The following is an 18,682-nucleotide window of genomic DNA, read 5'->3' as shown; positions in this document are numbered from 1 at the left end:
TCCACCTTGGACAAGCCCTGTCCCGCACCGCGCCTGTACCGCGTTAGCGGCACTCGGCGACCCCGTGACGGATCAGCTCACTGCCTTTGACACGGGCCGGGTTGCTGCCGCGATAGCGCCCGGTTTGCATGTACCAACTGCGCAGGAAGGACGGGTAATGGTTCGCGATCACGCGCGACCATTGGTCGAATTCCAGAGACGTGAGTTTCGAGAAAAACCGATACGGCCCATGAAAGGCAAAGGACGTCTCCGGCATCACGCAAACGGATTTGGCCCCGAGAAACATCGTGCAACTGGACATACAGACGCTGCCCCGGATTTCCACGCTCTGGCCCAGGCGATTGATTTGCTGAACTTCTGCCGTGCGTTTGCGCACGCTACCGCCATAGTCGTTGGAAATGACGATTGTCGCACCGGGTTGCTGCGATCCCGGCTGAGCCGCCTGAGCGACAGAGACACCGCCGATCGCAAGCCCTGTTGCCAAGCATATCGAAAGAACCGGACGACGCAGATCGCACGTCTCCGGAGCACACGCCGAAAGCGTGCGCAGGAATTTTAAGACTGTCATGATATCACCCCACGTGATGAGGCTTTCTAGCCTCAAACCACCGACCCCAATCGGCTCACATCAGTAGAGCAGGCAAAGCCTAAGAAAGCGTTGAACACTCGCGTCCTTTTGCGAGAAATGCTGAATTGCCCTCTCATATCCCCGCCACCTTGCCCGAAATGCCGCGCCGCGCTACGTCTGGGGCAAAGGAGACCTCCCATGCGCGCAGCCAACGAAGCCCTCATCGTCATCGACATCCAGAATGATTTCTGCCCCGGCGGTGCGCTGGCCGTAGCCGGGGGCGACGAGATTGTGCCCGGCGTCAATGCGCTTATGGACGACTTCGCCTCCGTGATCCTGACGCAGGACTGGCACCCTTCGGGCCACAGCTCCTTCGCAAGCACCCACGGTGCCGCACCCTATTCCACCACCGAAATGCCCTATGGCACACAGGTGCTTTGGCCGGATCATTGCATTCAGGGCACTGACGGGGCAGCGTTCCACAAGGACCTCGTGACCAGAGGTGATCTGATCATCCGCAAGGGGTTCAATCCCGCGATTGACAGCTATTCCGCGTTTTTCGAGAATGATCATGTGACGCCGACGGGGCTAGAGGGGTATCTTCGGACCCGTGGCATCGACACGCTCACCATGGTCGGTCTGGCCACCGATTTCTGTGTGAATTTCTCCGCCGTGGATGCCGCAAAACTCGGGTTCGACGTCACCGTGCGTACCGATCTGTGTCGCGCCATCGACATGGACGGCTCTCTCGCCACTGCCCTCGACGGCATGAAGGCCGCCGGGGTCGAGGTCCTTTAGGGCCATGACACCGAAGCTTTTCACCACACTGAAAACCTATACGCGGGCCGAGTTCGGCTCTGACCTTTTTGCGGGCATCACCGTCGCTCTGGTCGCCCTGCCGCTGTCCATCGCCATCGCCATTGCCTCCGGGGCCGCCCCCGCTGCGGGGTTCGTCACGGCGATTGTCGCGGGCTTTCTGATCTCCGCTTTGGGTGGCAGCCGCGTGCAAATCGGCGGCCCCACTGGCGCCTTTATCGTTGTCGTCGCCGGCGTGATCGCCACGCATGGCTATGACGGTCTCGTGGCCGCGACCTTCTTGGCCGGGATCGTGCTTATCATCGCCGGGCTGTTCCGTGCCGGGCAGTTGGTGCGCCATGTGCCGGAGGCGGTGATCAACGGCTTTACCATCGGCATCGGCGTGATCATCGGGACCAGCCAGCTTGCCGATCTTTTCGGACTGGCCGGACCTTTTCCCGCCGATTTCATTGAGAAAATTCCGGCGCTGATAGCCGCCTTGCCAGAGCTTAACCCCGCCTCTCTCGGCATCGGCCTCGCCACTATGGTTCTGATCCTGCTGTTGCGCCGCGTCTTTCCGCGTCTGCCCGGTTTGATCGTCGCCGTTGCGCTGACCTCGGCTGCGGTGGTTCTGTTCGATCTGCCCGTCGAGACCATCCAGTCGCGATTTGGCGACTTGCCGCAAAGCCTGCCCGCACCACATCTACCAGATCTGAGCTTTGCGACCCTGCGCGAACTGTTGCCCTCCGCACTTGTCATTGCCTTTCTCGCGGGGGTCGAATCCCTGCTGTCAGCCATGGTTACAGATCGCATGATCGGCGGGCACCACCGCTCGAACGCCGAATTGATGGCGCAGGGTTGGGCCAATATCGGCTCTTCTCTGTTTGGCGGACTGCCTGCCACCGGCGCCATTGCGCGCACCGCCACCAATGTGCGGGCGGGCGGCAAGACGCCCGTCGCCGGGATCGTGCACGCCGTGACGCTTTTGGCGATCATGATGCTCGCCGCCCCTTTGGCAGGCTATCTCGCGCTTCCGGCCCTCTCCGGGCTTTTGCTTTTGACGGCTTGGAACATGTCCGAACCGCATCGCTGGGGGGAATATCTGCGCGGGCGGCGCTCCGATCTGGTGCTTCTCCTGATCACCCTCGTCCTCACTGTGATCACAGACCTCACCGTGGCCATCGGCACAGGCATTGCGCTTGGGCTAGCCCTGCGCCTGTCCCGCCGCAATGCGGATGACCCGGACTGGACGCCGCGAGATAAATAGCCTTTCGCAACACTTGTGATCACAAAAGGCTTTCTTGCGCCTTTTCCTTGCCAAACCCTTATTTCCCCTGCTTTAACAAGGCGGCCATCTAAAGAGGGACCGTCAACATGGTCGATATCGCCACCCGCGTCTACAATCACAAATGGAAGATCGACCCGATCGTCCGCTCCCTGATCGACACGGATTTCTACAAGCTGCTGATGTGCCAGTCGGTGTTCCGCAATCGCCCGGATACCACCGTTACCTTCTCCCTCATCAACCGCTCGAAAGACATTCGCCTGGCCGAGATGATCGACGAGGGCGAGTTGCGCGAACAGCTTGACCATGTGCGGTCCCTGTCCCTGAAACGTGGCGAGAGCACCTGGATGCGCGGCAACACGTTTTATGGCAAACGCCAGATGTTCCGTTCGGATTTCATGGAGTGGTTCGAAAACTTACGCCTTCCGGCCTATCAACTTGAAAAGCGGGACGGGCAATATGAGCTGACCTTCGAGGGCAGCTGGCCCGAGGTGATGCTCTGGGAAATTCCCGCGCTGTCGATCCTGATGGAGCTGCGCTCGCGCGCCGTGCTCGGGCCGATGAAGAAATTCGAGCTTCAGGTGCTCTATGCCCGCGCGATGACCAAGCTTTGGGAAAAGGTGAAGCAACTTCAGCCGCTTGATGGCCTCAAGATCGCCGACTTCGGCACCCGGCGGCGGCACTCCTACCTCTGGCAGGACTGGTGCGTTCAGGCCATGGTCGAGGGGCTTGGCAACAAGTTCACCGGCACCTCGAATTGCCACATCGCCATGAAGCGCGATCTGGAAGCGGTGGGCACCAATGCGCATGAATTGCCCATGGTCTATTCCGCCTTGGCCCAAGACGATGCCACACTGGCCGCCGCGCCCTATGATGTGCTGCGTGACTGGCATGAGGAGCACTCCGGCAACCTGCGGATCATCCTGCCGGACACCTATGGCACCAAAGGCTTTCTGGACCGCGCCCCCGATTGGCTCGCCGGTTGGACCGGCATCCGCATCGACTCTGGCGATCCCGCGACCGGTGCTGAGGTGGCGATTGACTGGTGGAAAGCGCGTGGCGAAGACCCGACCAAAAAGCTCGTCATCTTCTCGGACGGCTTGGACACGGACAAAATCATCGAGCTGCATAACCAGTTCAAAGGCCGGGTGAAGACCTCCTTCGGCTGGGGCACTTTGCTCACCAACGACTTCCGCGGCCTGACCCCCGACGACGCGCTGGCGCCGTTCTCACTGGTGTGTAAGGCGATCTCTGCGAATGGCCATCCGACGGTGAAGCTGTCGGATAACCCGAAGAAAGCGATGGGGCCGGTGGGAGAGGTAGAGCGCTATAAGCGGGTGTTCGGGGTTGGCGAGCAGGAGGCGATGGAGGTTGTGGTTTGAAAATCAATCGTGCAGATTGGCCTAGCGGGTATAGTCGCGTCACTAAGACACGAAACAATCAAAAGATTATAAGGTTTACAAATGGATATTATTGTCGCTTGCACATCCAAAAGCCCTGAAATCTGTAAGAAAATTAAATCCATTTCTAAAACTCTCTATAACGTACCCTTAACTCAGGCCGTTAATCGGGCACACTTTAGCATCCTTCATTCAAATTCAGCTCAAACATTTGAAAATAAAGATACAATCGTTGCATTGGCCGGGTATCACTCATCACAACCTCAGGATGTTTTGGAAACAGCCGCCCAAGCTTTAGATGCCGCCCCCAAGCCGCTTAACGAACAGCTCAGCATAGGTGGCGTACACTCCTTAATCGCTACAAGACGCGATCAACTTGTTGCTTGGGCATCTATTCCTGCCTCTGGAACTCTTTACTATACCTGCATGGAAACGGGCATTGTTATTAGCAATCGCCCAAAACTGCTTGCCCTGCTTGTCGCGGCTGAAATCGACCCATCGTATATCTCTTACGCGCTGACTGTTGGCTATCCAATTGACGACACGACACCTTATATGGGTGTAAAGGCACTTTTGGCCGGCTACGCAATACACGCCCAAGGCAATCAAGTTCATATAGTAAGACGCCGTCTATCAAAAGCTTCGAATGCCCCTAAAAAACCCGAAGACAAATTAACCGCAGAAGAAAATTTCAGGAAAGAATTGGTGCGTGCCTGTTCAGTAGTGACGCGCTACAAGCAACCAGAACTCAGGTTAAGTGGTGGCAAAGACAGTCGCCTTATTGTCTCCGCCTTGTTTGCAGGGGGCTATAAAGTCATTTGCCATGCGCGAGGCCAAGGTGAGGATGCGGAAATTGCCGAAACCATCGCCAGAAAACTCAAGTTTGAGTTCAAAAATACGATTCCGAAACCTCTTGATGCGGTCGCATTTGAGGAGGGGGTCCGCACCTCTCTGAAACTTTCTGATGGTTTTGTTGAGACCGAAGCGCACGTCGGATTGACCATCCCCTTTAAAATATCGGAACGCCAAGATGCCATTCTCTACGGCCATAGCCACTTGCAAAAAGGTGGGTTTGCCCGAACGATGGCTGCATCAGATAAAGAGTATGCCTTAGATTTCCTCAAAAAAGCAGTTGTACCCGAATATATCCAGCAAAGTGAACGGGAAAATCTTTTGGGGAAGCTCGAAGAAATCATTTCCATGTTTAAATACAAGGCTCCAATCGACATTTTATACGCGCCATATGCCGTGCTGCGTGCAGGAAGATATCTTGAGCCGCTTTATCTCAAAACCGCGAGTGCTTATGTCCCTGTTTATCCTTTGAATGATGAACGCATGTATATTGCATCAGGCAGAGTTTGCCGCGCAGCGCGAACCAATGAGACCATTGTCTACAATACCATTAACAAAAACGCGCCACAGTTGGAGGGAATGCCTCTTTGCGAAGATAAGTGGCGCTTTCAGCCCGCAAATATGCTCCCCAAGCCAAAGGTGAATGAAGCGAATTTTGCAACAGAAAGCACTCCGAACGAATTTCGGAAGATGGTTCAAATGGCTCGCGAACGGGTCAAAGACTCAAGCGTTTTAGACTTGGCCAAGACTCTTTTAGACCCGGAGATCATCGGCAAATGTGGCTTGGGAGAAGTCACGGACACAGACAATTTCAAGTTTCTGAACAGGCACGCCGCCAAACTCATCATGCGCATGTATTTCCTGCAAACTCTTATCGACACATGGGAACATGAAAAAAGTCTAGTACTCACGTGAACTCCCCCTTAGTTTCTTAACCTCACTCCGCTCCTTCTTCGCCTTAATCCGCCGCTCCACACTGCCCTTCGTCGGTTTCGTCTTGATCCGACGTTTCGGCTTTTCCGTGGCTTTCAGGATCAGTTCTGCCAGCCGGTCCCGCGCGATCTCTCGGTTGCGGGCCTGCGAGCGGGTTTCTTCGACCTGAATGACGACGGCGCCTTCCTTGGTCCAGCGGCGTCCGGCCAGACGCCGCAAACGGTTCTTCACAGGTTCCGGCAAATTAGGCGAGCGGGCGGCCTCGAAGCGGAGTTCGACCGCCGTCGAGACCTTGTTCACGTTCTGCCCGCCGGGACCCGAGGAGCGGACAAACTGCTCGGTCAGTTCCCAATCGGCGAGGGTGATTTGATCTGTGACGGTCAGGGGCATGGTGAATAGATACCGCAAAAGGAAAAGGGCTGCCAGATAGAGCAGCCCTCCGAGATCTCAGGAGATGGGGTCAGTTAGGACACCCAATCAGGAGTGTTTCACACTAGATTTTTCCTCTAGGTGGCGGCCCCCCCGACTGTCTTGACCTCGCTCTCCAACATCACTCTAGACACTGGACCACCTCCTTTCGATGAATTGCCGATAAGATGATGGTGGCACAGATTTGGTATATAGCAAGTAAATTTATACCATACGTGCGGAGAGCCGCCCAACAATTAGGCGGAAAGGCACGAGAGCGATCAATGCGAGAGCGAATTTTAGACCCCAATCGGCCACGGCGAGCGAAATCCAGAGCGGAACCGGATGGCCGACCATGAGGAAGGGCACGGCGTCCCAGGCCCAGGAGACCTCCATGTCGGCAGTCTCGCCAAAGACGTGGATGCTTTGCGAAAACGCGATGGTAAAGAAAATCGCGGTATCGAGCGCGGAGCCGATGAGCGACGAGGTGAAAGGCGCTTTCCACCACGAGCCATCGCGCATCCGGTCAAAGACGAAGACGTCGACAAGCTGAGCAATGAGGAACGCAGTGGCGGAGCCCACAGCGACACGCAGAGCGACGGCCTGATAGGTGTAGCCCTCGCCTTGGAGCGTGATCTGCGTGCCGATGAGGCTACAGACGATGCCCGCGACAAAGCCCGCGAAGATGACTTTGCGCGCGGATTTGACGCCATAGACGCGGTTCATCACATCGGTGACGAGAAAGGCGAAAGGATAGGTGAAGGCACCCCAGGTCAGAAGCCCATCAAAAAGCAGGAACTGAACGAGGATGTTGGAGGCCACAACAATGGCGGCCATGGCAAGAATGCCAAGAAGAAGCTGTTTCATGATGTACCCGTTTTTTATCGAAGGTGACGGCAACTCGGCCCCATTATGGAGCGACGCGGCGGTCTAACCCCCGCCGGATCACAAAGCAAGTGTTATTCGATGACGCGATACTCGACGAACTCGGTGCGCTGGAAGAAACGGAAATTGTCGTCGGAGACCATGGTGAGGCGAATGCCTTCGTCATCGGCCCAGACCGCAATGCCTTCGAGGTTGTCATGAGTCGCGGTCAAAGTGCGCAACAGCGTGGCCTCGTTTTCCGGTCCATCCGGGCCGATATCAAAGCGCCGCACACGGGAGGCAAAGCCCAGCCCCATAAACCAGCGCTCCAAAAGATAGAGCCGACCATCCGGCCCGATGTCGAGACCGACGGGCAGGAAATCCGTGTCCTGATCGCGCGGGATGGACCATGAGTTGTCCCATTCCCCGCCCGAGAAACGATACAAGGGAAAGGGTCGCCCAACGGCCCCGGAGCGCTCCGGCAGGGTGTAGATCGTGCCGGCATCATCGACGGCCAGCCCCTCAAGCGAAGAGTTGTTTTGCATTGAGGCGAAATCAGGATGCTTGGGCAGATCCACAAGACGCCCTGTGTCCAGATCAAGCTGCGCCACCCTGTGATTGGCCTCAAAACTCACATAGGCCTGACCGTCTTTTGAAATGGCGATGCCTTCGGAGTCGTCGCTATATTGCGGCAAAGGGCCACCATCCTCGGCGACCAGCGCAACTGCGGCATCGAGAGAAACGGCCGAGACCACCCCCTCTTTGCCACGCGTCAGATGTCCCATGAAATAATGCGCACGATCTGACAGGGCGACGAATTGCGTTCCGTCTGCCGACAGCTCAAGCCCCGACAGCCCTCCAACGAGAGGATTGTCAGAAACCCATGTGTAGGACCCCAGATAGCGCACCTCAACGGCCAGCGCCGGATCAAAGGACAGGCTCGCGATCAGCGCGAGGACAAGACGGCGGAGCATTGAGCAGGCAAACTCGCAAGCGTGATCGGAGGTTTGGGCTTCGCCGGTTTGGCATTCGGGTCCGGCGGCGGCGGGTTCAGGATGTTGCTCACCCACTCCTGCGCATCGGCACAGCCATCGCCCGGCGGCGGCGCGGCCTGATCGACACAGGTTTTATCGCCGCGCGGACAGTTCAGCCGCACATGGAAATGATAATGATGCCCCCACCACGGACGCACCTTGCGCAGCCAGCTTTTGTCGCCTTTTTCGTCATTGCACATCTGCACCTTGGCACCGGGGAAGACGAAAATCCGCGCCACACGCGGGTCGGAGGCGGCGGCCTTGATGATCTCGTGATGCTGACGCGTCCAGCTGTCGTTCACATAAGCACCAGCCGCGCGGCGCATCGAGATCGACGACAGGCTCTCACGTTCGGCGCGGCTCAAATCGAGACGCGTCGCAGGCAGCATCCAGATGTCAGCGTCGAGGCCGATCTGATGGCTCGCATGGCCCGACGACATCGGACCACCACGGGGCTGGCTCATGTCGCCAATATAAAGCCCGTTCCAGCCGGGCTGAGCGGCGGCTTTGCGCGACAGGTCTTCGAGAAAATCGACCAAAACCGGCTGGCCCCAGTTGCGGTTCCGCGACAGGCGCATGGCCTGCCAGGTCGCGCCATTCTCCGGCAAGGCGACCGCGCCCGCCAGACAGCCTTTGGAATAACTGCCAAAGGATTCAGGCGTTTGCGAGGATGGAAGCGCGACAGGTCCGAACAGCTCCTTGGCCGGGCGGTGATCCGAGGAGGACACCGAGACTTTCGGAGGCGGGTTGCTGTCCCCGCCGCCGATGCAGGCGGCGAGTGTTGCGACCAAAGCCAAGCTGAACCATTTACGCATTTTCAGAAACCTTTGTACCCTCGGGATTGACCCAAGCTAGCAGCACCAGCCCCAGAATGAAAAGGGCGATAAGCGGAGTGATGCCGAGGCGTTGGGAATTGCTCAAATCAGAGACCAAAGCGATCAGCGCAGGCGCCAAAAATGTCGTCGCCTTGCCCGAAAGCGCAAAGAGGCCGAAGGCTTCGGTCATGCGCTCGGGATCGGCCTGACGCACCATCATCGTGCGGGACGCAGATTGGATCACACCGGAGACCGCCCCCAACACCGCGCCGCAGATATAGAATGCAATATCCGGCAGTTTGCTTCCAGCTTCGACCGACGTGAACAGCACGCTTTCGCGGGTGATCGTCAGGATCACGAGGCAGACGGAGACCAGAACGAGGATGCAAAAAATGATCACCGGTTTCGGGCCGAATTTCTGATCCGCGATACCGCCGAAGTAGGTAAAAACGGCGCCGGTGAAGGCGGCGAGAATGCCGAAGACGCCGATCTGCACGACGCTCCATTCCAGCGCCCCCAGCGCATAGATACCGCCAAAGGTGAACACACCATTGAGCGCATCGCGGTAGAACATCGAGGCACCGAGATAGGCAAAGAGAGATTGCCGCGACGGCAGGGTTTTCAGCGTCTTGATCAGATCGCTCATCCCCTTGCGCACCGCGCGGCCCATCGGCAGGCTTGCGGCCTTTGGCTCACGCACCCAGAGAAAAAACGGCACCATGGAGATCACAAACCACAGCGCCACAAAGGGGCCAACAAAGCGCGTGCCTTCGCGGGCCTCAGGATCGAAGCCGAACAAAGGCGCGATCCCCAAAAGCGTCACGCCAGCGGCGTTTTCGGCAAAAAGCAACAGCATGATCACCAGCGCAATGATCCCGCCCACATAGCCCCAGGCCCAGCCATTGCCGGAGATTTTGCCGATCTCCTCGCGCGTGCCCAAAGCGGGCAAAAGCGCATTGGTGAAAATCGTGGTAAATTCGACCCCAATCAGGCCCAATCCAAAGAAGATCAGCACCAACAAGGTTGGAAAATCTGCGGGCGAGGCGAGCCAAAGCCCCGCAGACCCGATCACATAGAGCGATGAAAAGAGCCAAATCCACGGCATCCGGCGTTTGTTTTCATCGGCGATGGAGCCCAGGATCGGCGCAAAGATCGCAATCGTCAGCCCCGCAACCGTGAGACCATAGCCCCAGATCGACTGCGCTTCGGCCTTGGCATGCGCCGCATCCATGCCGCCCGCGGTCAGATAGGCGATCACCTGTTCGGCAAAATAGGGCCCGAAAATGAAGGTCAGGATCAGCGTGTGAAAGGGCTGCGTCGCCCAATCGTACATCATCCAGCCCCAGATGCGCTTGCGATGGCTTGGCTCTGCCATGGTCCCTGTCCCTCTCACCTCAGTTGCGGCGATAGAACAGAGAAAGCGTGGCGGGCGCAACGCTTATTGCAGAGTTACCGTGTCGGCGGCCACGGACGTGTGTCATCCGCCGCAATCCAGTTTTGCACCCATGCAGGTAGCTCAGGGCTTTCGATCCCCGGCTCTAGCCGCTCCAAAAGCTCTTTCGGCGGCACCATCTTGCGTTTCTTGATCACCGCACCGCGCAACAGGATGTGATTGCAGCACTCGCCTTTCTGGTCCCACATGGATTGCTCGATGTAGAGAAACTTGTCGTCGAACCCGATGGGCGTCGTGACCATATCGACGGTCTGAAACGTCGTCACTCGCCGCCGATAGCGCACGGAGGCCCCCGCCACCGCCATGCCATACCCGCCCTCTTTCGCGGCCTTTGCCGTGCCATTGCGGATCGACATCGGCACACGGCCAAGATCAAAGATTGTTAAGGTTCTGCCGTTATTAAGCTCAAGCCATAGGTCAATGTCCCACGGCATACAGATATGCCGGGAGTGATGCGGCTCGAAGAGGCCGAGTTTCGGTGCGTTGCGGACTTTCCACGCTTGGTAGAACATGCGGACGAAGGGATACATGCGCGTCAGTGTGTTGCTGCGGGCGCAAAGGTCAAGACCGGACGTTGCGGCACAAACCGTCTCGGGCTTGCGTGACGGGGATTGAGACCTTAGGTGAGACTACGACCCGAGAAACAGAGAAAGTGAACCATGAACGCTCCTTTTCCAATTCAAGCAATCCTGCTTTTGATCACAGGTGTGGTTTACTATGTGATGATTGCTCATATCATCATGAGCTGGCTGATTAATTTCCAGGTCCTGAACACGCGCCAGCCTCTGGTGTACCAAATCTGGACTGGCCTCACGCGTCTCCTGGAACCGGTTTACCGTCCGATCCGGAACATCTTGCCCCCAATGAGCGGCTTGGATTTGGCACCCCTTGTTGCCTTTGTCGGACTGATGATCATCCGCATTCTCATTGCGGGCTACATCCACTTCTAAAGCGAAACGCCCTTGAGCCTCACGCCCCCGCGTGCGAATCTGTCGCCAATCACAATGAGCAGACAGAATGAGCACAACAAAGGCGCTTTTATCCTCCGTTTTCGGATTTGACGACTTCCGCCCTGGTCAGGCGGAGATCGTGGAGGCTGTTGTCGCGGGCCGCGATGTGCTCGCCATCATGCCGACGGGTGGCGGCAAATCATTGTGTTTTCAACTGCCTGCTTTGGTGCGCGACGGGTTGACCGTGGTGATCTCACCGCTGATTGCGTTGATGCGCGATCAGGTTCAGGGGCTGCAAGCCGCCGGTGTCGCCGCAGGCGCGCTGACGTCCGGCAACACCGAAGAGGAAAACGACGCGGTCTTTGCGGCGCTCTCCAATGGTGCGTTGAAACTTCTTTACATGGCGCCCGAACGCCTCGCCTCGGGTGGCACCTTGCCGATGCTGCGGCGCGCAAATGTGTCTTTGATTGCCGTCGACGAGGCGCATTGTGTCTCGCAATGGGGCCATGATTTCCGGCCCGACTATTTGCGCATCGGCGATCTGAAACGCGCGCTGAACGTGCCGCTCGCGGCCTTCACCGCCACCGCCGATGAAGAAACCCAAGCCGAGATCGTCACGCGCCTCTTCGACGGCACCCCGCCCGAAAGCTTTCTGCGCGGCTTTGACCGCCCGAACATCCACCTTGCCTTTGCTGTCAAAGACAGCCCGCGTCGTCAGATCCTTGATTTCGCGGCGGCGCGCAAAGGGCAGTCCGGCATCGTCTATTGCGGCACGCGCGCCAAGACCGAAAGCCTCGCTAAGGCGCTCTCCGACGCGGGTCATCTGGCGCTGGCCTATCATGGTGGCATGGAGCCGGACCGCAGGCGCGAGGTCGAACGGCGGTTTCAACAGGAGGACGAGTTGATCGTCGTCGCCACCATCGCCTTTGGCATGGGGATCGACAAACCGGACATCCGCTGGGTCGCCCATGCCGATCTTCCCAAAAGCGTCGAGGGCTACTATCAGGAAATCGGGCGTGCGGGCCGTGACGGTGCCCCTGCCGAGACGCTGACACTCTTCGGCCCCGACGACATCCGATTTCGCCGTACGCAGATCGACGAAAGCCTCGCGCCGCCTGAACGCCGCGCCGCGGATCATGCGCGTTTGAATGCGCTTTTGGGACTGGCCGAGGCCCAGGTCTGTCGGCGTCAGACGCTTTTGAAGTTCTTCGGCGAGGAGGCCGCGCCCTGTGGCAATTGCGATCTCTGCGATAGCCCGCCCGAGCTGTTCGACGGCACCACGGCGGTGCGAAAGGCGCTCTCTACAGTGCTGCGCTGTGATCAGGGGTTTGGCGCGGGGCATCTTATCGACGTTTTGACCGGCAAGATGACCGACAAAGTACGGCAGTGGAACCATGACCAACTGTCCGTGTTTGGCATCGGCAAGGACTATGACAAACGCCAGTGGAACGCGATTTTTCGTCAGATGATGGGCGCGGATTTGCTACGCCCCGACCCCGAGCGTCACGGCGCGCTGTTCATGACCGAACCGGCGATGCCGATCCTAAGGGGGGAGGCGGAGATGACACTGCGCAAGGATACTTTGGCGAAGGCGCGCAAAGGGCCGGTCGCCAAGGCGCTGGTCTCTGAGGAAGACGCGCCGCTCCTGTCCGCGCTCAAGGCAAAACGCCGTGCCTTGGCCGAAGAGGCGCGCGTGCCCGCCTATGTGGTTTTTGCCGACCGGACCCTGATCGAGATGGCCGAAAAACGGCCGCAAACGCTCGATGAGATGGGGCGGATCGGCGGGGTCGGCGCGAAGAAACTCGAACGCTTCGGCGATCTGTTTCTCTCCGTCATTCTGGGCGCGCCGGTGCCAGAGATGCACCCCGCCCGGCGCAAGTTGGCCAGCTCCGGCGGCGGCGATTTGTTTGACCGCCTGCAAGGCATTCACAACGATCTGACGCGCGGGGATTGCGGCACGCTCAAACCCATGAGCCTGACTGCGTCACAGATCACCAAGATCGTGAAACTGCGCCCTTCGGATATGACCAGCTTCGCCCGCATCGTCGGCGACAGATCCGCCGAACGGTTTGGCCCGGCGATGATCGAGGCCATCCACGCTGCCTGAGCCCCTCACTCGCCCGCCAGAACCTGTGCCGGTTCTTCGGGGAGGATCGGGCGGCAACCTTGGGGAAGTTCCTGAAGGATACGATCAATGATCGCTGCCTTGCGCAGCGGTTTCGTCATGTAGTGATCAAGGCCAGCCGCCAGAATTTCCTGTTCATCGCCCGCCATGGCATGGGCCGTCAGCGCGACAATCGGAAGATGCGTGCCCGTGTCGATCTCAAGCGCCCGGATTTGACGGGTGGCTTCTTTGCCGTCGACTTCGGGCATGGAAATATCCATGAAGATCAGATCAGGTTGAAAGCCCTGATAGAGTTCCACCGCCTCGCGCCCGTTGTGGGCAAAACGCAATTCGATGTCGAGGGATTTGAGCATTTTGCCAAAAACCAACTGGTTCGTCTTATTGTCCTCGGCGGCCAGAATACGCATCCGACGGCCCTCGATCTCGTGGAGTTCGTCCAGCTCGACCGGGATCAGGGCCGACAAGGTGCGCCAAAGATCGGCACGCAGCAGGGGTTTTTGCAGGCTCGTCGCGTCCTCGATCTCCAGCCGGTCGGCGGAGGTCGGGCCGGAGGTCATCAAGAGCACCGGCGCCGTGACGCCGCGCACGCGAAGGGTCGCGATGACCTTGGCGATATCCGTGTTGGGCAGCTTATTGTCGATCAGATAGACCTGCGCATCAAGCGGCGAGGCCAAAAGTGCCTCGGCAGAGGCAAAGGGAGAGACTTCGAATCCGAGCGCCGTCAATTGTTTTTCGAGAATGAGCGAATTGGCATTGATGTGATCGACCAAAGCCGCCTTATGCATCCAGGACGGCAGGGTAAGATGTTTCGTCTCTTCGACCACATCCATCGTGATGTGAAAGCCGAAACAGGAGCCGACGCCCTCTTCGCTATCCACCCAAATCTCACCGCCCATGAGTTGAACGAGTTGACGCGTGATGGCGAGGCCGAGGCCGGTGCCTTCGAACTTACGATTATGCGCCCCCTCGACCTGATTGAACTCGCCGAAAATGTGCTCGATCATATCGGCCGCAATGCCGATGCCGCTGTCCTCGACAGACACGTGCACGCGGTGACGTTTGCCCCCATCTTCGGGAAGCCCTACGACCCGCACGATGACATGGCCGGAATGGGTGAACTTGACCGCATTGCCGACAAGATTGGTCAAAACCTGCCGCATGCGGCCCGGATCGCCGATGAAATTGGTCGGCATGAACATGTCGTAATCGATGATCAGATCGACGCCTTTTTGTGCGGCGGAAGGCTGCAACAGCACCATCACGTCTTGAATACAGCGTTCGAGATCAAAGACTTCCGGGTGCAGAGACAGTTTCGACGCCTCGATCTTGGAGTAGTCCAACACGTCGTTGATCAGACTCAAAAGCGCCTCGCCCGAGGATTTGATCGTCTCGACATAAAGCGTCTGTTCGTCGTTCAGATCGGTCTCGGCCAAAAGGTCCGCCATGCCCACCATACCGTTCATCGGCGTGCGAATTTCGTGGCTCATATTGGCGAGGAAGGCGGATTTGGCACGGTTGGCGGCCTCGGCCTTGGTCCGGGCTTTTTTCAGGCGCTCCTCGTAGCGGATCGTCGAGGTGATGTTGAGGCCGAGAGACACCATATCGCCATCCGACGAGCGCCGGTCCACCAGCTTCACGAATTGATTGTTCCAAAGCCGCACCGTCTGCGGTTCGCGCACCGGCGCATGCCACCGCGTCACAGCCTGTTCGATGAAGGCTTCGCGCGTCAATTCACCGGTGTCGATCACACCTTCCTCGACGGCCAAACGCACGATTTCGGGATAAGAAATGCCCGGCCTGACGTCATCGAGCCCATCGAAAATGCGCAGATAGGCGGGATTGGCGGCGATCATGATGTCGGAAGGATCGAACACGGCGAACCCGTCTTGAATGGTCTCAATCGAATCCCAAAGCCGCCGTTCGGCGATATGCACCGCGACATTGGCCTTTTCCAAATCCTCCTTGGTGCGGATATTCTCATCGCGCAGCACTTCGGTCTCTTCACGCTTGACGATGATCTCATCCGACAGAGTGCGCGCGTGTTTCGACAGTTTGCGATTGGCCTCGAACAGTTCCGCCTGCTTGAGTTCCAACAACCGTTCCGCAGCGAGGCGGGCGCGACGTTCCTGAGACAGCGTATCCGACAGTGACATTGGGACCTCTTCCTATCCGGCCCGGGCCTTCTGACCCGAGATTTTGGCCAGAATGCCCTGAACAGGGTGAAAAGAATCTTAATCAACCCATGCAAATTGGCGGAAAATTGTCCGAAAGACCGCTCAGAGCCGCTCAATAGCCAAGGCAATGCCCTGCCCGCCGCCGATGCACATGGTGACAAGGCCATATCGCCCGCCCATGCGCTCCAGTTCATACATGGTCTTCACCACCAGAATGACGCCGGTCGCACCGACAGGGTGGCCAAGCGCGATGGCGCCGCCATTCGGGTTCACTTTCGCCACGTCCAGCCCAAGCGCGCGGTTGACCGCGATGGCCTGCGCCGCAAAGGCTTCGTTGCTCTCGATCACATCGAAATCGCCAACCGTCAGACCGGTGCGGGCGCATAGGCTTTCGACCGCAGGGATCGGGCCGATGCCCATGACTTCCGGGCGCACCCCGGAATGGGCATACCCGACGATGCGGAATTTGGGTTTCAGACCAGCGGCCTCCGCCGCCTCACGCCGTGCAAGCACCAAAGCCGCGGCACCATCGTTGAGACCGGAGGCATTGCCCGCCGTCACCGTGCCGTCTTTTTCAAAGGCCGGGCGGAGTTTGCCGAGGCCTTCCAATGTGGTGGGTTTCGGATGTTCGTCCGTGTCAAAGGCCACGAGATCGCGTTTCACTTTGACCTCAACCGGCACGATCTGATCGCGGAATAGCCCGGCCTCAATGGCCCTCGCTGCACGCGTCTGGCTTTCCAAGGCAAAGGCGTCCTGATCCTCGCGTGACACGCCATGTTCACGAGCGACGTTTTCCGCCGTCACGCCCATATGGCCAGTGCCGAAGGGACAGGTCAGCGCCCCCAACATCATGTCTTGCGCACCCACATCACCCATCTTTTGCCCCCAGCGCGCGGCGGGAAGGATATAGGGCGAACGGCTCATGACCTCGGTCCCGCCCGCCACGGCGAAATCGGCGTCGCCCAACATCAGGGACTGCGTGGCGGAGACCACGGCCTGGGCGCCCGAGCCGCAGAGCCGATTGACATTCATCGCGGACGTCGTCTCAGGGATACCCGCGCCCATGGCGGCGAGGCGGGAGACATACATGTCCTTGGGTTCGGTGTTGATGATGTGGCCAAAGAGGGCATGGCCGATTTGGGCGCCCTCGACGCCCGCGCGTTCCAGCGCGGCTTTGGTGACAAGCGCGCCAAGATCGGCGGGACGCACCCCGGACAGAGCACCACCAAAGGTGCCGATAGCGGTGCGGGCGCCGCCCAGAATGACGATGTCGGACATGTGTTCCTCCCTGTGATCTTTGGCCCGAGTGTACCCGAGCTTTGGATCAGAGAAAGGTGGAACGCTGCGTCTTACCGCGGATTGTTACTGCGGATTGTTACTGAGGATTGGCGTGGGTCAGATGCGCGCGCCCGGTTTCGGTGACGATCTCTTCGTGGCTGTTTTCGATCACCAACACAGAAAGAGGCCGCCCATAGCCCGCACCCGTGTCGATGTCGATCCGGTTGCCGAAATGTGTCGCCTCATCCAAAGCCGTATGACCGTGCACGACCGTAAACGGCAGCGGGCCGTGATAATCGAGCCAGCCTTCGCGAATCCAGATCAGGTCCTCTTCGCTCTGGTGCTCGACCGCGACACGGGGACGGATGCCCGCGTGGACGAACAGATAATCGCCCCAAGCATAGGTCAGCGGCAGGTTTTCCACGAAATCGAGGTGCGCCTCCGGCACCGCCTTTTTCGCCCGCATATGCGCGATCTCGAACTCGCCATCTACCGCCTCGACACCGTAAGAGGCCAAGGTCGTCGGACCGCCCAAAGCCGGGTGAAGCCAGCTTTTGCCGGATTTGATGTGCTGGTTGTCATGGGCGATGCCATGGCGCACGAAACGGGTGAACATCCGGTCGTGATTGCCGCGAATGGCCCGCCACGGTTTGCCCGCCGCGATGCCGTCCATCAGATATTGAATGACCTCTGCGCTGTCCGGCCCGCGATCCACGTAGTCGCCCAAATGGATGACGCGCGCGTCGGTATCGCCGACCCTTGCCTTATCTGCCTCGATCCGCGCGTGGGCGGCTTTGAGCATGTCGAGTTGGCCGTGAATGTCGCCGATGGCGTAAATGCGCAAGGGTGCCTCCTGTAGGTGTGTCGCGGGCGATTTTGACCAAACCGCCCCGCAACGGGTCAGGACTTCATGCGGATCGCATGCCACTCAAGGTGGTCGCGCATGAAGGTGGAGATGAAGTAATAGCTATGGTCATAGCCCTCTTGCATCCGAAGTGTTAGGGGCTGTCCGTTTTTTTCACAAACCTGTGTCAAAAGCTCCGGCTTCAGCTGACCTTCGAGGAAATTATCCGCCGTGCCCTGATCGACAAGGATCTCTGGCACACGCGCGCCATCCTCGATCAAAGCGCAGGCGTCGTACTCGCGCCAGCTCGATTTGTCGGCACCGATATAGCCGGTCAGAGCTTTCTCACCCCAGGGGCAATTCAGCGGGCTGACGATCGGCGAAAAGGCCGAGACGGATTTGTATTTTTCAGGATTTCTGAGCGCGATGGTCAGCGCACCATGGCCGCCCATCGAATGCCCCATGATGGAGACACGCGCCATATCCGCCGGGAATTCCGCGCCGATCAGCGCCGGCAATTCCGTTTCGATATACTCCCGCATGCGGTAGTTTTTCGCGAAGGGCTCTTCGGTGGCGTTCACGTAGAACCCGGCGCCCAGACCGAAATCATAGGCCCCTTCGGCGTCGTCCGGCACGCCTTCGCCACGGGGCGAGGTGTCAGGCGCGACGAGGATGAGACCGAGCTCCGCGCAGGCCGCGCGGAACTCGCCTTTTTCAGTGACGTTGGCCTGTGTGCACGTCAGACCCGAGAGATAGAACACCACGGGAAGCACCTCGCCCTCGGCGTGATCCGGCACGAAGACGGAAAATTCCATCTCGGTTCCAGTGGCCGTCGAGCTGTGTGTATAGACACCCTGAGTGCCGCCATGGCTTCGGTTGGTGGATTTGACCTGCATCACAGTTC

General features: G+C 58.6%; 17 protein-coding genes. 6 read left to right on the top strand and 11 right to left on the bottom strand.

Annotated features, from left to right (window positions below; genetic code table 11):
- Nucleotides 1-43: 43 nt before the first annotated feature.
- Nucleotides 44-568, bottom strand: a complete 525-nt coding sequence (locus ACN0X0_RS13450) for a hypothetical protein (RefSeq protein ID WP_417279567.1) — start codon at nucleotides 566-568, stop codon at nucleotides 44-46.
- 198 nt (nucleotides 569-766) lie between these two features.
- Between ACN0X0_RS13450 and pncA the strand changes: the two genes are divergently transcribed.
- From pncA to ACN0X0_RS13430, 4 genes are all read left to right on the top strand, one after another.
- Complete coding sequence (gene pncA, locus ACN0X0_RS13445) at nucleotides 767-1,366, top strand: bifunctional nicotinamidase/pyrazinamidase (protein WP_417279566.1); 600 nt, start codon at nucleotides 767-769, stop codon at nucleotides 1,364-1,366.
- Nucleotides 1,367-1,370: 4 nt separating this feature from the next.
- Nucleotides 1,371-2,630, top strand: a complete 1,260-nt coding sequence (locus tag ACN0X0_RS13440; protein ID WP_417279565.1) for a SulP family inorganic anion transporter — start codon at nucleotides 1,371-1,373, stop codon at nucleotides 2,628-2,630.
- Nucleotides 2,631-2,737: 107 nt separating this feature from the next.
- Nucleotides 2,738-4,030 carry a nicotinate phosphoribosyltransferase gene (gene pncB / locus ACN0X0_RS13435; RefSeq protein ID WP_417279564.1) on the top strand — a complete coding sequence of 431 codons (1,293 nt, stop codon included), beginning with the start codon at nucleotides 2,738-2,740 and terminating at the stop codon, nucleotides 4,028-4,030.
- Between the two features lie 81 nt (nucleotides 4,031-4,111).
- Nucleotides 4,112-5,815, top strand: coding sequence for a hypothetical protein (locus tag ACN0X0_RS13430; protein WP_417279563.1), 1,704 nt, complete (start codon nucleotides 4,112-4,114; stop codon nucleotides 5,813-5,815).
- On the opposite strand, the gene arfB is transcribed toward ACN0X0_RS13430, so the two are convergent.
- The 6 genes from arfB to ACN0X0_RS13400 form a co-directional block, all read right to left on the bottom strand.
- Complete coding sequence (arfB, locus tag ACN0X0_RS13425) at nucleotides 5,801-6,223, bottom strand: alternative ribosome rescue aminoacyl-tRNA hydrolase ArfB (protein ID WP_417279562.1); 423 nt, start codon at nucleotides 6,221-6,223, stop codon at nucleotides 5,801-5,803. The genes ACN0X0_RS13430 and arfB overlap by 15 nt on opposite strands.
- A gap of 243 nt (nucleotides 6,224-6,466) precedes the next feature.
- Nucleotides 6,467-7,108, bottom strand: a complete 642-nt coding sequence (locus ACN0X0_RS13420) for a queuosine precursor transporter (RefSeq protein ID WP_417279561.1) — start codon at nucleotides 7,106-7,108, stop codon at nucleotides 6,467-6,469.
- 92 nt (nucleotides 7,109-7,200) lie between these two features.
- Nucleotides 7,201-8,079, bottom strand: a complete 879-nt coding sequence (locus ACN0X0_RS13415) for an esterase-like activity of phytase family protein (protein ID WP_417279560.1) — start codon at nucleotides 8,077-8,079, stop codon at nucleotides 7,201-7,203.
- Nucleotides 8,052-8,954 (bottom strand): penicillin-insensitive murein endopeptidase, encoded by a 903-nt coding sequence (gene mepA / locus ACN0X0_RS13410; RefSeq protein ID WP_417263383.1) that lies wholly within the window; start codon nucleotides 8,952-8,954, stop codon nucleotides 8,052-8,054. Before mepA ends, ACN0X0_RS13415 begins: the two co-directional genes overlap by 28 nt.
- Complete coding sequence (locus tag ACN0X0_RS13405; protein ID WP_417279559.1) at nucleotides 8,947-10,329, bottom strand: MFS transporter; 1,383 nt, start codon at nucleotides 10,327-10,329, stop codon at nucleotides 8,947-8,949. Before ACN0X0_RS13405 ends, mepA begins: the two co-directional genes overlap by 8 nt.
- A gap of 74 nt (nucleotides 10,330-10,403) precedes the next feature.
- Entirely contained in the window at nucleotides 10,404-10,937 is a 534-nt protein-coding gene (locus tag ACN0X0_RS13400) for an acyl-CoA thioesterase (protein WP_417263381.1), read from the bottom strand.
- Between the two features lie 129 nt (nucleotides 10,938-11,066).
- Between ACN0X0_RS13400 and ACN0X0_RS13395 the strand changes: the two genes are divergently transcribed.
- Nucleotides 11,067-11,357 carry a YggT family protein gene (locus tag ACN0X0_RS13395; RefSeq protein ID WP_417263380.1) on the top strand — a complete coding sequence of 97 codons (291 nt, stop codon included), beginning with the start codon at nucleotides 11,067-11,069 and terminating at the stop codon, nucleotides 11,355-11,357.
- 67 nt (nucleotides 11,358-11,424) lie between these two features.
- Complete coding sequence (gene recQ, locus ACN0X0_RS13390) at nucleotides 11,425-13,464, top strand: DNA helicase RecQ (protein WP_417279558.1); 2,040 nt, start codon at nucleotides 11,425-11,427, stop codon at nucleotides 13,462-13,464.
- A 5-nt stretch (nucleotides 13,465-13,469) separates the two neighbouring features.
- Here recQ and ACN0X0_RS13385 read toward each other — a convergent pair whose 3' ends face one another.
- The 4 genes from ACN0X0_RS13385 to fghA form a co-directional block, all read right to left on the bottom strand.
- Nucleotides 13,470-15,635, bottom strand: coding sequence for an ATP-binding protein (locus tag ACN0X0_RS13385; RefSeq protein ID WP_417279557.1), 2,166 nt, complete (start codon nucleotides 15,633-15,635; stop codon nucleotides 13,470-13,472).
- Nucleotides 15,636-15,758: 123 nt separating this feature from the next.
- Entirely contained in the window at nucleotides 15,759-16,934 is a 1,176-nt protein-coding gene (locus ACN0X0_RS13380; RefSeq protein WP_417279556.1) for an acetyl-CoA C-acyltransferase family protein, read from the bottom strand.
- A gap of 97 nt (nucleotides 16,935-17,031) precedes the next feature.
- Complete coding sequence (locus ACN0X0_RS13375; RefSeq protein ID WP_417279555.1) at nucleotides 17,032-17,778, bottom strand: metallophosphoesterase; 747 nt, start codon at nucleotides 17,776-17,778, stop codon at nucleotides 17,032-17,034.
- Between the two features lie 56 nt (nucleotides 17,779-17,834).
- On the bottom strand, nucleotides 17,835-18,674 hold the full coding sequence (gene fghA / locus ACN0X0_RS13370; protein ID WP_417279554.1) for an S-formylglutathione hydrolase: 840 nt from the start codon (nucleotides 18,672-18,674) through the stop codon (nucleotides 17,835-17,837).
- Nucleotides 18,675-18,682 lie beyond the last annotated feature (8 nt).

The sequence above is a fragment of the Celeribacter sp. genome, assembly GCF_048270365.1.
Classification (GTDB): domain Bacteria; phylum Pseudomonadota; class Alphaproteobacteria; order Rhodobacterales; family Rhodobacteraceae; genus Celeribacter.
This window is presented reverse-complemented; position numbering and strand designations above follow the sequence as displayed.

What these genes read in the sequence shown, in the direction of transcription:
- ACN0X0_RS13430 (WP_417279563.1), top strand. Translation starts at nt 4,112, where the DNA reads ATGGATATTATTGTCGCTTGCACATCCAAAAGCCCTGAAATCTGTAAG.
- ACN0X0_RS13385 (WP_417279557.1), bottom strand. Translation starts at nt 15,635, where the DNA reads ATGTCACTGTCGGATACGCTGTCTCAGGAACGTCGCGCCCGCCTCGCT.
- ACN0X0_RS13405 (WP_417279559.1), bottom strand. Translation starts at nt 10,329, where the DNA reads ATGGCAGAGCCAAGCCATCGCAAGCGCATCTGGGGCTGGATGATGTAC.
- ACN0X0_RS13395 (WP_417263380.1), top strand. Translation starts at nt 11,067, where the DNA reads ATGAACGCTCCTTTTCCAATTCAAGCAATCCTGCTTTTGATCACAGGT.
- ACN0X0_RS13440 (WP_417279565.1), top strand. Translation starts at nt 1,371, where the DNA reads ATGACACCGAAGCTTTTCACCACACTGAAAACCTATACGCGGGCCGAG.
- arfB (WP_417279562.1), bottom strand. Translation starts at nt 6,223, where the DNA reads ATGCCCCTGACCGTCACAGATCAAATCACCCTCGCCGATTGGGAACTG.
- recQ (WP_417279558.1), top strand. Translation starts at nt 11,425, where the DNA reads ATGAGCACAACAAAGGCGCTTTTATCCTCCGTTTTCGGATTTGACGAC.
- ACN0X0_RS13415 (WP_417279560.1), bottom strand. Translation starts at nt 8,079, where the DNA reads ATGCTCCGCCGTCTTGTCCTCGCGCTGATCGCGAGCCTGTCCTTTGAT.
- ACN0X0_RS13420 (WP_417279561.1), bottom strand. Translation starts at nt 7,108, where the DNA reads ATGAAACAGCTTCTTCTTGGCATTCTTGCCATGGCCGCCATTGTTGTG.
- fghA (WP_417279554.1), bottom strand. Translation starts at nt 18,674, where the DNA reads ATGCAGGTCAAATCCACCAACCGAAGCCATGGCGGCACTCAGGGTGTC.
- ACN0X0_RS13380 (WP_417279556.1), bottom strand. Translation starts at nt 16,934, where the DNA reads ATGTCCGACATCGTCATTCTGGGCGGCGCCCGCACCGCTATCGGCACC.
- ACN0X0_RS13450 (WP_417279567.1), bottom strand. Translation starts at nt 568, where the DNA reads ATGACAGTCTTAAAATTCCTGCGCACGCTTTCGGCGTGTGCTCCGGAG.
- mepA (WP_417263383.1), bottom strand. Translation starts at nt 8,954, where the DNA reads ATGCGTAAATGGTTCAGCTTGGCTTTGGTCGCAACACTCGCCGCCTGC.
- ACN0X0_RS13400 (WP_417263381.1), bottom strand. Translation starts at nt 10,937, where the DNA reads ATGTATCCCTTCGTCCGCATGTTCTACCAAGCGTGGAAAGTCCGCAAC.
- pncA (WP_417279566.1), top strand. Translation starts at nt 767, where the DNA reads ATGCGCGCAGCCAACGAAGCCCTCATCGTCATCGACATCCAGAATGAT.
- pncB (WP_417279564.1), top strand. Translation starts at nt 2,738, where the DNA reads ATGGTCGATATCGCCACCCGCGTCTACAATCACAAATGGAAGATCGAC.